Origin of the sequence: Paracoccus sp. (in: a-proteobacteria) (assembly GCF_035556475.1) — a bacterium.
Classification (GTDB): domain Bacteria; phylum Pseudomonadota; class Alphaproteobacteria; order Rhodobacterales; family Rhodobacteraceae; genus Paracoccus.
This window is the reverse complement of record NZ_DATMFA010000057.1, coordinates 1-13,479: the sequence shown is the minus strand read 5'-3', so window position 1 is coordinate 13,479 and position 13,479 is coordinate 1. Positions and strand designations below refer to the sequence as shown.

The 13,479-nt window shown below is 65.6% G+C and carries 14 protein-coding genes; 7 read left to right on the top strand and 7 right to left on the bottom strand.

The annotated features are described in order from the left end of the window. The first annotated feature begins 1 nt into the window (after nucleotide 1). From urtC to VNQ78_RS07445, 4 genes are all read left to right on the top strand, one after another. Nucleotides 2–1,234: an urea ABC transporter permease subunit UrtC gene (gene urtC / locus VNQ78_RS07460; RefSeq protein WP_325688239.1), complete on the top strand. Its 1,233-nt coding sequence runs from the start codon at nucleotides 2–4 to the stop codon at nucleotides 1,232–1,234. Then, on the top strand, nucleotides 1,231–1,974 hold the full coding sequence (gene urtD, locus VNQ78_RS07455; RefSeq protein ID WP_325688237.1) for an urea ABC transporter ATP-binding protein UrtD: 744 nt from the start codon (nucleotides 1,231–1,233) through the stop codon (nucleotides 1,972–1,974). The genes urtC and urtD overlap by 4 nt, the downstream gene beginning before the upstream one ends. Nucleotides 1,975–1,977: 3 nt before the next feature. Continuing rightward, a complete protein-coding gene (urtE, locus tag VNQ78_RS07450) occupies nucleotides 1,978–2,688 on the top strand; it encodes an urea ABC transporter ATP-binding subunit UrtE (protein WP_325688235.1) in 711 nt (236 codons plus the stop codon). Between the two features lie 72 nt (nucleotides 2,689–2,760). Beyond that, a complete protein-coding gene (locus VNQ78_RS07445; RefSeq protein ID WP_325688233.1) occupies nucleotides 2,761–3,225 on the top strand; it encodes an SRPBCC family protein in 465 nt (154 codons plus the stop codon). 3 nt (nucleotides 3,226–3,228) lie between these two features. Here VNQ78_RS07445 and VNQ78_RS07440 read toward each other — a convergent pair whose 3' ends face one another. Next, the gene (locus VNQ78_RS07440) at nucleotides 3,229–3,549 is read right to left on the bottom strand and encodes a DMT family transporter (RefSeq protein WP_325688231.1); all 321 of its coding nucleotides are present in this window, start codon (nucleotides 3,547–3,549) and stop codon (nucleotides 3,229–3,231) included. A gap of 187 nt (nucleotides 3,550–3,736) precedes the next feature. Here VNQ78_RS07440 and VNQ78_RS07435 point away from each other — a divergent pair, with 187 nt between their 5' ends. Then, nucleotides 3,737–4,657 (top strand): cation diffusion facilitator family transporter, encoded by a 921-nt coding sequence (locus VNQ78_RS07435; protein WP_325688229.1) that lies wholly within the window; start codon nucleotides 3,737–3,739, stop codon nucleotides 4,655–4,657. Nucleotides 4,658–4,666: 9 nt separating this feature from the next. Here the strand turns inward: VNQ78_RS07435 and VNQ78_RS07430 are convergent, their stop codons facing one another. From VNQ78_RS07430 to VNQ78_RS07405, 6 genes are all read right to left on the bottom strand, one after another. After that, on the bottom strand, nucleotides 4,667–5,170 hold the full coding sequence (locus tag VNQ78_RS07430; protein WP_325688226.1) for an RNA pyrophosphohydrolase: 504 nt from the start codon (nucleotides 5,168–5,170) through the stop codon (nucleotides 4,667–4,669). Further along, nucleotides 5,167–6,585: a S41 family peptidase gene (locus VNQ78_RS07425; RefSeq protein WP_325688224.1), complete on the bottom strand. Its 1,419-nt coding sequence runs from the start codon at nucleotides 6,583–6,585 to the stop codon at nucleotides 5,167–5,169. The genes VNQ78_RS07430 and VNQ78_RS07425 overlap by 4 nt, the downstream gene beginning before the upstream one ends. Then, on the bottom strand, nucleotides 6,582–7,808 hold the full coding sequence (locus VNQ78_RS07420; RefSeq protein ID WP_325688222.1) for a peptidase M23: 1,227 nt from the start codon (nucleotides 7,806–7,808) through the stop codon (nucleotides 6,582–6,584). Before VNQ78_RS07420 ends, VNQ78_RS07425 begins: the two co-directional genes overlap by 4 nt. After that, a complete protein-coding gene (gene gpmI / locus VNQ78_RS07415) occupies nucleotides 7,805–9,331 on the bottom strand; it encodes a 2,3-bisphosphoglycerate-independent phosphoglycerate mutase (RefSeq protein WP_325688220.1) in 1,527 nt (508 codons plus the stop codon). The genes VNQ78_RS07420 and gpmI overlap by 4 nt, the downstream gene beginning before the upstream one ends. A gap of 218 nt (nucleotides 9,332–9,549) precedes the next feature. After that, a complete protein-coding gene (gene rlmN, locus VNQ78_RS07410; RefSeq protein WP_325688218.1) occupies nucleotides 9,550–10,722 on the bottom strand; it encodes a 23S rRNA (adenine(2503)-C(2))-methyltransferase RlmN in 1,173 nt (390 codons plus the stop codon). 118 nt (nucleotides 10,723–10,840) lie between these two features. Then, nucleotides 10,841–11,368 (bottom strand): invasion associated locus B family protein, encoded by a 528-nt coding sequence (locus VNQ78_RS07405; protein ID WP_325688216.1) that lies wholly within the window; start codon nucleotides 11,366–11,368, stop codon nucleotides 10,841–10,843. Between the two features lie 112 nt (nucleotides 11,369–11,480). Between VNQ78_RS07405 and VNQ78_RS07400 the strand changes: the two genes are divergently transcribed. Together VNQ78_RS07400 and VNQ78_RS07395 are read left to right on the top strand one after the other, a co-directional pair. Next, entirely contained in the window at nucleotides 11,481–12,506 is a 1,026-nt protein-coding gene (locus VNQ78_RS07400; protein WP_325688214.1) for an asparaginase, read from the top strand. Between the two features lie 245 nt (nucleotides 12,507–12,751). Next, nucleotides 12,752–13,479 (top strand): calcium-binding protein (locus tag VNQ78_RS07395; RefSeq protein ID WP_325688212.1); only part of this gene is annotated, 728 nt, incomplete at its 3' end.

Here is a 13,479-nt window from a genome sequence, read left to right as displayed (position 1 = left end):
CATGCGCAAACCTCTTGTCCTGCGTCATCCTTCGATCCTCGTTTTCCTTGGCGTGCTGGCGGTCTTCACCGTCGCGGTCACGATCCTGTCGACGGGCTATGGCACCGGGGTCATCTCGACCAGCATGGTCAAGACGCTGGGCAAGACCCTGTGCCTTGCGCTGGCCGCTGTCGCCATGGACCTCGTCTGGGGCTATGCGGGTATCCTCAGCCTCGGCCAGATGGCCTTCTTTGCGCTTGGCGGCTACATGATCGGCATGTGGTTGATGGTCGCCCGGACCGAGGGAATCGTCGCCGGATCGCTCGCGAACCTGCCGATCCCGCCGACCGAGGCCGAGATTTCCGCCGCCGTCGCGACCCAGATCTTCGGCGTCGTCGGGGCGGACCGGTTCCCGGCGATCTGGGCCTTTGCCGGATCGCTGCCCGCGCAGCTTGCGTTGGTGGTGTTGGTGCCGGGGCTGCTGGCGCTGGTCTTCGGTTGGCTCGCCTTCCGCTCGCGCGTGAACGGGGTTTACCTCTCGATCCTGACGCAGGCGATGACGCTCGCCTTGGCGCTTTACCTGTTCCAGAACGATTCCGGGTTGCGCGGGAATAACGGCCTTTCGGGACTGCAGAACATTCCCGGCCTCGACGGGGTGGGGCAGGAACGGCTGTCGGTCTGGTTCCTCTGGGCCTCGGCCCTGGCGCTGGGGCTGGGCTATCTGCTGATCGCCTGGGTCGCCTCGGGCAAATTCGGCAGCGTCACCCGCGCGATCCGCGATGACGAGGCGCGGGTGCGTTTCCTCGGCTATTCCGTCGAAAGCTACAAGCTGGTGGTCTTTGTCCTTGCCGCCGTGATCACCGCCATCGCGGGCGCGCTCTATTACCCGCAAGCCGGGATCATCAACCCGGCGGAACTGGCCCCCATCGCCTCGATCTACCTTGCCGTCTGGGTCGCGATCGGCGGGCGCGGGCGGCTTTACGGCGCGGCGATCGGGGCGGTTTTCGTGTCGCTGCTGTCAAGTTGGTTCACCGGCGGTCGCGCGCCTGACCTGAACCTCTGCTTCTACACGATCCGCTGGGTCGACTGGTGGCAGGTGTTGCTGGGCCTCAGCTTCGTGCTGGTCACGCTGCTGGCGCCCAAGGGAATCGCGGGCCTTGTCGATCTGTTCGAGGGGCTGCGCCCGCCCAGACGGCGCGGCGCACCGCTTGGCCCCGACATGGGTGCCCTGCGCGAGAGGGAGGCCGTGGAATGAGCGCACTGCTGGAGGTGCGCGGAATCTCGGTCAGTTTCGACGGGTTCCGGGCCATCAACAACCTTTCCTTCGAGATCGGCGAGCGTGAATTGCGCGCGATCATCGGCCCGAATGGCGCCGGAAAGACCACCTTCATGGACATCGTGACCGGCAAGACCCGCCCGAACGAGGGCGAGGTGTTGTGGGGCGAGGCCTCGAAAAGCCTGCTGAGGATGAGCGAATCGCAGATCGCGCAAGCCGGGATCGGCCGCAAGTTCCAGCGCCCGACCGTGTTCGAGGACCAGACCGTGGCCGAGAACTTGACCATGGCGCTGAGCGCGCCGCGCAGCCCCTTTCGCGTGCTCCGCTGGAAGCCGACCGCCGCCAGCGTCCTGCGGGTCGGCGAACTCGCCGCCGAGGTCGGGCTTTCCGACCAGCTTGCCCGCAAGTCGGGGGAACTGAGCCACGGCCAGAAGCAATGGCTGGAAATAGGGATGCTGCTGGCGCAGGATCCGCGCCTGCTGCTGGTCGATGAACCCGCCGCCGGGATGACGCTGGCCGAGCGCGAACAGACCACGACCCTGCTGCGGCGACTGGCCGAGAAACATGCCGTGGTGGTGGTCGAGCATGACATGGATTTCGTCCGCCGCCTCGGCTGCAAGGTGACGGTGCTGCATGAGGGATCGGTCCTGGCCGAAGGCAGCCTCGACCATGTCACGGCAAATCCGCAGGTCATCGAAGTCTATCTGGGAAGGGGCTGAGGGATGTTTGAGGCACGCGACATCACCCTGCATTATGGCGGCAGCCAGATCCTTCATGGCGTCAACCTGATCGCCGAGCCGGGGCAGGTCACCTGCGTCATGGGCAATAACGGCGTCGGCAAGACCAGCCTGCTCAAGGTACTGTCGGGCAGCCATCCGCGTTCGGGCGGCACGCTGCGCCTGAATGGCGAGGAGCTGGGCCGCGTCAATGCGCAGGCCATGGCGGCGCGCGGCGTGGGGTTCGTCCCGCAAGGGCGGATGATCTTTCCGCTGCTGACCGTGCGCGAGAATCTCGAGACCGGCTTTTCCGTCCTGCCGCGGGGTGAGCGGCGGATCCCCGACGAGATCTTCGAGCATTTCCCGGTGCTGGCCGAGATGAGCCACCGTCGCGGCGGCGATCTGTCGGGCGGGCAGCAGCAGCAGCTTGCCATCGCGCGGGCGCTGATCATGCGGCCGCGCGTGCTGCTGCTCGACGAGCCGACCGAGGGGATCCAGCCCAATATCATCCAGCAGATCGGCCGGGTCATCAAAGGTCTGCGCGCGCGCGGCGACATGGCCATCGTGCTGGTCGAGCAATTCTTCGACTTTGCCTATGATCTGGGCGACCGCTTCCTGATGCTGGAACGCGGCCGCGCGGTGATGGAGGGCGCGCGCGCCGAGATCCCGCGTGAGGCGCTGAAGGCGCGGTTGGCCGGTCTGGGCGCCGCCGCCTGAAACCCACCGGGGTGCTTTCTGATTGTGATGTGGGGCTGCTATCGTGACCCCACCCAATCAGGAGGGATGCGGATGATCGACGCTGCGAACGACCTGCTGCTCACGCGGGTGCTGAACGCCCCGCGTCAGAAGATCTGGCGCTGCTGGAGCGAGCCCGACCTGCTGAAGCAATGGTTCTGCCCGCGACCCTGGTATGTCTCGGACGTGCGGATGGAGTTGCGTCCCGGCGGCCCCTTCGTGACGGTATTGAACGGACCCGAGGGCGAAAGCTTCGAGAACAAGGGCGTCTTTCTGGAAATCGTGCCGGAGGAGGGGCTGGTTTTTACCGATGCCTTCGAACCCGGATGGCGACCGGCGGGAAAGCCCTTTTTCGTCGGGCGGATCACCATGGCGGATGCCGGTGAGGGCCGGACGGATTATCAGGCCCTCGCCATGCATTGGACCGCCGAATCGCGCGATGAGCACGAGGAGATGGGTTTTTACAGCGGTTGGGGCCTCGCCGCAGACCAGCTCGAAGCCCTTGCGCAGACCTTGTGAGGGTCAGTGCGACCCGGCCAGCTTCATCGTCAGGATCCCCGAGACGATCAGAAGCGCGGCAATAACGCGGGTCAGGGTGACGGCCTCGCCAAGCAAGGTGATGCCGAGGATGAAGGCCCCGACCGCGCCGATGCCGGTCCAGATCATATAGGCGGTCCCGAGCGGCAGCGATTTCATCGCAAGCGCCAGCAATCCGAAACTGGCGATCATGGCCACGATGGTGATGACCGAAGGGCCGAGGAGGGTGAAGCCCTCGGATTTCTTCATGAAATAGGCCCAGACGACTTCCAGAAGGCCCGCAACTACGAGGATAAGCCAAGGCATACCCGATCTCCGTTCAAAAAATCGGGTCGTCCCGGTTCATGTCCCATGCGGGTGAGGTCGTCCTCGGGGGGGAATGTGGGACAAGCGAGGCCGAATCGCAAGGGATGAAGCGCGGGGGCACTTGTCTGCCGGGCAGGATTGCCTGCAGATTTCACCTGATGCCAACGGGCGAGAGGGGGCGAAGTCGATGTCACGGGAACAGGAAGTTCTGCGCCGTTCCATCTTCGTGACTTTCATCATCGCGGGGATCGGCGTCGGCTTCGGCGTGGTGTCCGGTTCGTCCTCGGTCATCTTCGACGGTATCTATTCCTTGACGGATGCCAGCATGACGGTCCTGACGTTGCTGGTCGCGCGGCTGATCGCGGCGGGGGGCGTCGGGCGGCATTCGAAGCTGACCGAACGCTTCAACATGGGATTCTGGCATCTGGAGCCGATCGTGCTGGGCCTCAACGGCTCGATGCTGATGGGTGCGGCGATCTATGCGCTCATCACTTCGATCGGCAGCCTGCTGAGCGGCGGGCACGATCTGGAATTCGGCTGGGCGATTCTCTACGCCGCGATCGTGGTCGTCGCGGGATGCATCATGGCCAATTACGGCCACCGCGCCAATCGCAGCATCGGATCGAATTTCCTGGTGCTTGACGTCAAGGCCTGGATCATGGCCTCGGCCATGACCGGGGCGCTGCTGGTGGCGTTCATCTTCGGCTGGCTGATCCAGGGCACCGCCCTCGAATGGATGTCGCCCTATATCGACCCGGTTGCACTGATGGTGATTTCGACCGCGGTTATTCCGATCCCGTTCTCGACCGTCAAGCAGGCGCTGGCCGATATCCTGCTGGTGACGCCCCCGGACCTGCGCCAGCATGTCGACGAAATTGCCCTGCGTCAGGTCGAGAAATACGGCTTTCTGAGCCACCGCGCTTATGTGGCGCGGGTGGGGCGCGGCCGGCAGATCGAGATCTATTTCATCGTGCCCACCGGCGGCGCGCCCCGCCGGCTGGAGGAATGGGACCGCATCCGCGACGAGATCGGCGAGGAGATCGGCGGCGAGGGCCCCGACCGCTGGCTGACCATCGCCTTCACCACCGACCGGGCATGGGCCGAGTAGAGGGGCTGGTCAGGCCAGCAACTGCCTGAAGTCCCGGAACACCTGCTCATAGACCGCGCGCTTGAAGGGCACGATCCGCGCGACCAGATCGCCTGCCAGCATCCATTGCCAGCGGTCGAATTCGGGATGTCTGGTCTGGATGTTCACGTCGCTATCCGCGCCGAGAAAACGCAGCGCCAGCCATTTCTGCTGCTGGCCGCCATAGCGCCCCTTCCAGACCTTCCCGAGCAGTTCGGCCGGCAGGTCATAGGTCACCCAGTCGGGTGATTCGGCCAGCACGTCGACCAGATTGGGGGTGATGCCCGTCTCCTCGGTCATCTCGCGCAGGGCGGCCTGATACGGGGTCTCGCCCTCGTCGATGCCGCCTTGCGGCATCTGCCAGGCGCGCTCGCGGTCGTCGCCGGGATTGTCGATGCGCTGGCCGGCAAAGACCAGCCCCTCGCGGTTGATCAGGACGACCCCCGCGCAGGGGCGATAGGGCAGGCCGGCAGGACCGAGAAGCTGCTCGGTCATTTCCGGCTCGCACCCTCGTCGGTCGCATCCTCGCCGGTGACGGCGGGCTTGACGCTGTCGGGAACCGCACTCGCCTGGAAGTTGACGGCCGAAAGCCCCTTGAGGATGTCGACCGCATAGGCAAGCTGGTAGTCATCCTCGCGCAGCTTGGCGGTGGCCTCGACCTGCTTGGCCTCCTCCTCGATCTGCTTGCGTTCCTCGTCGCTGATCGAATCGTTGTTCAGCGCGCCGCGCAGATCAGCTTCCGAGTTCAGGAATTTCGAATCAGTCTTGGGCTTGCTGGCGTCCTCTTCCTCGGCCGGTTTCGCGGCGGGCTGCTCGACGATGATGTCGGGCTGGATGCCCAGCGACTGGATCGAGCGGCCGGAGGGTGTGTAGTAACGCGCCGTGGTCAGGCGGATGGCGCTGTCACCGGTGACAGGCATCACCGTCTGGACCGAACCCTTGCCGAAGGATTTGGTGCCGACGACGATCGCGCGGCGGTGGTCCTGCAACGCGCCGGTCACGATCTCGGACGCGCTGGCCGAGCCGCCATTGATCAGGACGACCATCGGCTTGCCTCCGGCCAGATCGCCGGTCTTGGCGTTCCAGCGCTCGCTCTCCTCGGGCTTGCGGCCGCGGGTCGAGACGATCTCGCCCTTGTCGAGGAAGGCGTCCGACACCTCGATCGCCTGATTCAGGAGGCCGCCGGGGTTGTTGCGCAGGTCAAGGACGAAGCCCGTGACCTTGTCGATGCCGCCGGCTTCCTTGATCGCCTTTTCCATCTCGGATTTCAGCGTGTCCATGGTCTCGTCGTTGAAGGTCGAGACGCGCAGCACGATGGCATGGCCCTCGATCCGGGTCTTGACCACGGTGAGCTTGATCGTGTCGCGCACAATGGTCAGGTCGAACGGCTCCTGCTCGCCCTCGCGCAGGATGGTGATCTTGATCTCGGACCCGACCGGGCCGCGCATCTTCTCGACCGCTTCGTCGAGATTGAGGCCCATCAGCGATTCGCCGTTCACATGGGTGATGTAGTCGCCCGCCTTGACGCCGGCTTCGGCCGCAGGCGTATCGTCGATCGGCGAGATGACCTTGACGAGGCCGTCCTCCTGCCCGACCTCGATCCCGAGGCCGCCGAAGCTGCCACGGGTCTGGGTCTGCATGTCCTCGTAATCCTTGGCGGCAAGGAACGAGCTGTGCGGGTCGAGCGAGGTCAGCATCCCGTTGATCGCCGCCTCGATCAGTTCCTTGTCGTCGACCTGCTCGACATAGTCCGAGCGCACCCGCTCGAACACGTTCCCGAACAGGTCGAGTTGCTCGTAGATGCCGGCATTCTTGCCGGTCTCCTGCGCGACGAGGGGGCCGGCGAACTGGGTGGCGACCATGGTGCCGGCGATGGTGCCGATCGCTCCGGCCAGAAGATAATGTTTCATTCCGATGTTCCGTCCTGCCCGGTTGGGTTGTCGCTTGTCGCGTCCATGATGGGATTCATCACGAACCACTCGGCCGGGTCCAGTGTTTCCTTGCTTTTGCGCAGTTCAACATACAGTGTTTCGCTTTGCCCGCCGTCGCTGCCAAGCGCCGCATTGGCCACGAACTCGGCCCCGAATTCCTGCGCCGAGGGCTCGGTCCCGCCCATCAGGCCGACCGGATCCCCGGCGGCAAGGACGTCGCCCGTCTCTCCGAAGACCTGGGCAAGGCCCGCAAAGATCATCAGATAGCCGCGCGCGGGCTCGACGATCATGACATTTCCATAATCGAGAAGCGGCCCGCGATAGCGGATGGTCGCAGCCCAGGGCGTCGTCACCAGCGCCGCAGGGCCGGTTGTGATCACAAGCCCCGGCCGCTCGACGCCGGCCGCGTCGGCCTCGTTATAGCGGCGCAATACGGTGCCGAGGACCGGCAGCGGCAGGCTGCCCTGCGCGCCCTCGAAATCGGCCATCGGCGCGCCCACGTCCTGCTCCATCCCGACGATGCCCGAGGCGAAGGCGTCGAGCGTATCGGCCGATTGCACAAGCGATGTCAGCTCCTCGGGATCCTCGCCGAAGCGCACCGGCAGGTCCGAGCGGTCGGTGACGGCCGAGGCGAGGAGACGCCGCGCCTCCTGCACCTGCCCCAGACCCTGGGCGAGGGTATTCGCCGCGTTGAGCTGAAGCGTGCGGACGGTGCGGATCTCGTCGAGCTGCTGGCGCATTTCCTCGGCCTCGGTCTGGAGGCCGGGGGCGACCGCGCTCAGGATCATCCCCGCTCGCGCCGAAGCCTCCGGCCCCGCAGGGTGCAAAAGCAGCATCGTCTCGGGCGAGCGCTGCATCGCGGTCATCACGCCGACGACACGGCCCAGACGCTCGCGCCGGGCGTCGAATTCGGCCCGGATCTCCTGCTCGCGGATGCCGGCCCGGCGCAGCCCGTCGCGCAGCGCGCTAAGACCCTGCTCGTAGGCGCGGATCATCTGGGTCAGGGACGCGACCTGATCGTCCTTGCTCAGCGCCTCGTCGAGCTGGCCGGTCGCGTCGCGCAGCATGTCGGCGGCCCGCGCGGCCTCCTCTGCGGCCTCGTTCAACGCCGCGCTCTGCTGGGCGGAACTTGCCTGCTGGGCGGGCGCGACGCTGGCGACCCCGAGGGCCAGAACGGCGGGCAGGAGGAAGCGGAACCTCATCTGTGGCCGATCAACGACGTGCCGGTCATCTCGGGCGGCAGGTCGAGGCCCATGAGGTCGAGGACGGTCGGCGCGACATCGGCAAGCCGCCCGTCGCGCAGGACCGCGCCTTCGGGGGCGTGATACACGATGACGGGAACCGGGTTCACCGTATGGGCGGTATGAGGGCCGCCGGTCGCCGGGTCGATCATCGTCTCGCAATTGCCATGGTCGGCGATGACGACGGCCGCGCCGCCGGTCCGGTCGAGCGCGTCGAGCATCATGCCAAGGCCCCGGTCCACCGCCTCGCAGGCGCGGATGGCGGCAGAGAGGCTGCCAGTATGGCCGACCATGTCGGGATTGGCGAAGTTCACCACGATCAGATCATAGCGGGCCTCGATCGCCTCGACGAGCTTCGCGCTCACCTCGGCCGCCGCCATTTCCGGGGCGAGGTCATAGGTCGCGACCTTGGGGCTTGCCGGCATGAAGCGGTCCTCGCCCGGCTCGGGGGTCTCCTTGCCGCCGTTCAGGAAGAAGGTGACATGGGGGTATTTCTCGGTCTCGGCCAGACGGAACTGGCGCAGGCCCTTCTGCGCGACCCAGGCGCCCAGCGTATTGACCACCTGCCGCTTCGGATAGGCCGCCTCCATGAACGCGTCATGCCGGGTCGAGTAATCGACCATCCCGAGCAGCGCCGCCCATTTCGGCCGCGCACCCGCGTCGAAGGCGCTGAACTCGGGATCGCCGAGAGCCGAGAGGATCTCGCGCGCCCGGTCGGCCCGGAAGTTGAGGCAGAAGAAACCGTCGCCATCCTTCGCGCCCTTATAGCCCGCAAGTACGGTCGGCTGGATGAACTCGTCGGTCTCGTCTCGCAGATAGGCGGCCTCGACGGCATGGGGGGCATCGCTCGCCACCTCATCGCCCTCGGCCCGGACGATCGCGGCATAGGCCCGGCTCACCCGTTCCCAGCGGTTGTCGCGGTCCATGGCGTAATAGCGGCCGATCACGGTGCCGATCCGGGCGCCCGCGGGCAGATTGCCCTGCAATTCAGTGACGAAACCCATGGCCGATTTTGGCGGCACGTCGCGGCCATCGGTGATGGCGTGGATCACCACCGGTACGCCCTTCTGCGCGACCGCGCGGGCGGCGGCGATGACATGCTGGATATGGCCATGGACGCCGCCATCCGACACCACGCCCATCAGATGCGCGGTGCCCCCGGTCGCGAGCAGCTTCGCGATGAAATCGCCAAGGCCGGTATTCTCGTAGAAACTGCCATCCTCGATCGCGAGGTCAATCTGCCCCAGATCCATCGCGACGACCCGGCCCGCGCCGATATTGGTGTGCCCGACCTCCGAATTGCCCATCTGGCCCCGAGGCAGGCCCACATCCGGGCCGTAGGTGATCAGCGTGCCATGCGGGCAATCGCGCATCAGCCTGTCGAAGTTGGGGGTCGAGGCCTGGTCCGGCGCGCTTTGTTCGGGTCGGGAGGAAATGCCCCATCCATCCAGGATGCAAAGGACGACGGGTCTGGGGTTGGTCATTCGCGCCTCATGCTCAGGTCGTGACGCTTCTACGACCATGCGGCGCGTGGGGCAAGTTCGGCGCAGGTTGCGCCCGCATTCGTGAATCGCAAGCCTCTCGCGGCTGGCGACCTGGCAATGGGTATTTGGGAAACGGTGAAGATCGGGCGCGGCGCCTGTCATCACCGTTTTTCAAATACCCGAATGCGACCGAAGGGTCGGGCGATCCCGTCGCCGTTTCAGGCGCGCGCCTCGGCCGCGATTTGCGCCGCGGTCTTGCGGCCGCGTTCGGTGGCCGATTTCAGCTGGCCGCAGGCGGCCATGATGTCCTCGCCCCGCGGGGTGCGGATGGGCGAGGCGTAGCCGGCCTTGTGGACGATATCGGCGAAAGCCTCGATCCGGTCCCAGCTCGAGCGTTTATAGGCGACGCCGGGCCATTCGTTGAACGGGATCAGGTTGATCTTGGCAGGGATGCCGCGGATCAGTTTGACGAGCCGCCGCGCGTCCTCGTCGCTGTCATTCACGCCGTCGAGCATCACATATTCGAAGGTGATCCGCTCGGAGTTCGAGAGCCGGGGATAGTCGCGCAGCGCATTGAGCAGCGTCTGGATGTTCCACTTGCGGTTCACCGGCACCAGCTTGTCGCGGGTCTCGTCGGTGGTGGCGTGGAAGCTCACGGCGAGCAGGCAGCCGATTTCCTCGGCCGCCCGGGCGATCTCGGGGACGATGCCGCTCGTCGAGAGGGTGATGCGGCGGCGCGAGAGGCTGATCCCTTCGCCATCCATGACCACCTTCATCGCGTTGCGGACATTGTCGAAATTATAGAGCGGCTCGCCCATGCCCATCAGCACGACATTGCTGACGAGGCGCGTCTCGTCCTTGGGTTCGCCCTGTTTCGGCCATTCGCCGAGATCGTCGCGCGCCACCATCAGCTGCCCCACGATCTCGGCCGCGGTCAGGTTGCGCACCAGCTTCTGCGTGCCCGTGTGGCAGAAGGAGCAGGTCAGCGTGCAGCCGACCTGGCTGGAGATGCAGAGCGTGCCGCGGTTTTCTTCGGGGATATAGACCGTCTCGACCTCATGCCCGCCGGCGATGCGCAGCAGGTATTTGCGGGTGCCGTCGGCGCTGACCTGGCGGGTCACGATCTCGGGGATGGTGATTTCGAACCGCTCGGCCAGGAAGGCGCGGTAATCCTTGGCGAGGTTGGTCATCTGCGCGAAATCGCGCACACCCCAGTGATAGACCCATTGCCAGATCTGGCCGACGCGCATCCGCGCCTGCTTCTCGGGCGTCCCGGCCTCGATCAGCGCATCCTGCAGCTGGGCGCGGGTCAGGCCCACGATGTTCCTGAGCTCCGATTCCGGCAGCTTGCGCGGGATGGTCAGGACGTCTTGCGTGATCGGGGCATTCATGGTTGGGCGGGTCCGGGCGACGATGGGGAAGGAAGCTATATAGGGTAAAGGCGCCAAAAAGAAAACAGGGGCGCAGGCCCCTGTTTCCCGGAATCTGGTGAAATTCGCAGCCGGGCTGCTATTTGCAGCTGTCCTGGGCCTTGTTGGACATCGCGGTGATGCCCGAAAGGCTGAACGTGTCCTTGGTCACGGTGCCCCGGGCCGAGCGGCCGGTGATCACCGCGGTGGAGCCGCCGCGCAGTGCCGAGATCAGCTTGCCGTCATCCGAGGGCGAGCCGGTCCAGGCGCTTTCACCCTCGGTGAACAGCTTGAAGACATTACCGCCGATATTGACCTCGACCGCCGAATCCGGGGCGAAGGGATAGCCGCCGGAGAAGGACACCTCGCCCGACTGGCCGGGGCGGTAGGCGATGTAAAGGCGGATGTCGCCACGGGTCACTTCACGCGGACTGCCATTCGCATCCGTGTTCTGCGTCGACTTGGGCGCCGAGACGGCCCAGCATTCCTTGGGGCTGGAGGCCGAAAACGCCGTCCAGTCGCCCTGGTTGCCGATCACGTTCGTCGAATCCTGCGCGAAAGCGGGCGCAGAAAGGGCGATTGCGAAAGCGGCGGCTGTCGCCGCCACGCGCGGGGCGGAATTCAACATGCTCTGGCCTCCTGCCATGGTCCGGTTTATCCGGACTTGTTGCCGATGTCGGTGGTGGATTCAACCATCCGGTTCAAGGATAATGCGAAAACCGGCACGCGAAAAAGCCCCGATGAGGGAAAATCGCGTGATTGTCAGGGGAAAAACATCTGTGACTGCGGCAAATCTGATCGAATTGTGGCGTGGCGGCGTTCTGGAGAGCCATCATCGCGGCCATGTCGTCATCGCCGATGCGAATGGCATCGTCGAGGCCTGGGGCAATCCCGGCGCGGTGATCTATCCGCGCTCGTCCTGCAAGATGATCCAGGCGCTGCCTCTGGTCGAGAGCGGCACGGCGGAGCGCGCGGGCCTTGGGAGCGAGCAACTTGCGCTGGCCTGTGCGAGCCATAATGGCGCGAGGATGCATGTCGAACGGGTCGGGCGCTGGCTTGAGGGCCTGGGCCTTGCCGAATCCGACCTGCGCTGCGGCAGCCATTTGCCCAATGACGGCGACGAGCGCAGGCGGCTGGTCTGCTCGGACGATGCGCCTTGCCAGCTGCACAACAACTGCTCGGGGAAACATGCAGGCTTCCTGACCCTGAACAAGGCCCTGGGCGGTGACGCGGATTATGTCGCGATCGACCATCCCGTGCAGCGCGCCGTGCGGGCCGCCTTCGAGGATGTGACCGGCGCGCGGGTCGCGGGGTGGGGGATCGACGGTTGTTCCGCCCCGAATTTCGCCTGCAGCGTCGAGAGCCTCGCCCGTGCGATGGCCGGTTTTGCGACGCCCGGACCGGGTGCGCGCGGAGAGGCCCAGCATCGGCTGGTCGAGGCGATGATGGCCCATCCCGAACTCGTCGCCGGCGAGGGCAGGGCCTGCACCGAGCTGATGCGCGCGATGAAGGGCGAGGTCGCCGTCAAGACCGGCGCCGAGGGCGTTTTTGTTGCGATCCTGCCGCGACGCGGCCTTGGCATCGCGCTGAAGATCACCGACGGCGCGACGCGAGGCTCGGAAGCCGCCATCACGGCGCTGCTGGTTCATCTGGGTGTGCTGGAGCCGTCATCGCCTCTGGTCAGCCGCTATCTGAGCGGGCCGCAAGTGAACTGGCGCGGCCTTGCCACCGGGGAATTGCGCTGCGCGGAGGGGTTTCCGCAATAGCTGCATGGCGGGCGAATCGGGCGGCGGGCATTTTGGCCCGGCCCGCCGGTTTTTGCCCGATCGTCATGCAGGTGTCGCTGCCTGATTGCGGGCAGTGGCGGGGAAGCGCGCAGAACCTTCCCTGATCTGTGTCGATTTCCGCCGATCTCCTTCTGCGGGAGCGGGCTGCGTCGCCGCACCGTCAAGCCTGTGGCACAAGAGTCCCCGAGTCTGACGAGTCGCAGCTTCACAAAGGAGGATTCGCGATGGCGACCCTATCTTACAAGACCTATGCCGGGATCTATGCGGACATGCTGGCCGAGATTGCCGACACGCTGGAGGACCAGCTTGACCGGCTGGAAGGCCTGAACACGCGGCGGGGCACGATGGGCAATGACGCCCTTTACGGCAAGTCGGGTGACGAGGGCCTTCTGGGTCTTGCAGGCAATGACGCGATCCACGGCAATGGCGGGGTCGACTTCGTCCTTGGCGGGACCGGCGACGACAGCATCTGGGGCGGTGACGGCGGGGATTTCCTGTTCGGCGATCCGGGCAATGACCGGATCTGGGGCGAGGCCGGGAACGACTTCATCGCCGGAGGGTCGGGCAATGACACCATCTTTGGCGGGGTAGGCCGCGACAGCCTGTTCGGCGAGGGCGGCAATGACCGCCTGCGCGGCGAGGCCGGAAACGATTCCATCCACGGCGGCTATGGCAATGATTTCGTCGCCGGGGACGCTGGCAATGACACGCTCCACGGCGATTTCGGCGACGACACGTTGAGCGGCGGCGCGGGCAATGACGTCATGCTGGGCGGCTGGGGGCATGACACCTTCGTCTTTGACGGCGGCAAGGATGTCATCCGCGATTTCGAGACCGGCTTGCGCAAGGACGGGACCGAGACCGGCGCGCCGGCGGAAAGCATCACCATAGATGTGGACGGGATCGACAATTATGGCGAGCTGATGGATGTCGCCGCGAAGGTCGGCAAGAA

Coding starts and splice junctions, on each gene's coding strand:
- urtC (WP_325688239.1), top strand. CDS start 2: ATGCGCAAACCTCTTGTCCTGCGTCATCCTTCGATCCTCGTTTTCCTT.
- urtD (WP_325688237.1), top strand. CDS start 1,231: ATGAGCGCACTGCTGGAGGTGCGCGGAATCTCGGTCAGTTTCGACGGG.
- urtE (WP_325688235.1), top strand. CDS start 1,978: ATGTTTGAGGCACGCGACATCACCCTGCATTATGGCGGCAGCCAGATC.
- VNQ78_RS07445 (WP_325688233.1), top strand. CDS start 2,761: ATGATCGACGCTGCGAACGACCTGCTGCTCACGCGGGTGCTGAACGCC.
- VNQ78_RS07440 (WP_325688231.1), bottom strand. CDS start 3,549: ATGCCTTGGCTTATCCTCGTAGTTGCGGGCCTTCTGGAAGTCGTCTGG.
- VNQ78_RS07435 (WP_325688229.1), top strand. CDS start 3,737: ATGTCACGGGAACAGGAAGTTCTGCGCCGTTCCATCTTCGTGACTTTC.
- VNQ78_RS07430 (WP_325688226.1), bottom strand. CDS start 5,170: ATGACCGAGCAGCTTCTCGGTCCTGCCGGCCTGCCCTATCGCCCCTGC.
- VNQ78_RS07425 (WP_325688224.1), bottom strand. CDS start 6,585: ATGAAACATTATCTTCTGGCCGGAGCGATCGGCACCATCGCCGGCACC.
- VNQ78_RS07420 (WP_325688222.1), bottom strand. CDS start 7,808: ATGAGGTTCCGCTTCCTCCTGCCCGCCGTTCTGGCCCTCGGGGTCGCC.
- gpmI (WP_325688220.1), bottom strand. CDS start 9,331: ATGACCAACCCCAGACCCGTCGTCCTTTGCATCCTGGATGGATGGGGC.
- rlmN (WP_325688218.1), bottom strand. CDS start 10,722: ATGAATGCCCCGATCACGCAAGACGTCCTGACCATCCCGCGCAAGCTG.
- VNQ78_RS07405 (WP_325688216.1), bottom strand. CDS start 11,368: ATGTTGAATTCCGCCCCGCGCGTGGCGGCGACAGCCGCCGCTTTCGCA.
- VNQ78_RS07400 (WP_325688214.1), top strand. CDS start 11,481: ATGAGGGAAAATCGCGTGATTGTCAGGGGAAAAACATCTGTGACTGCG.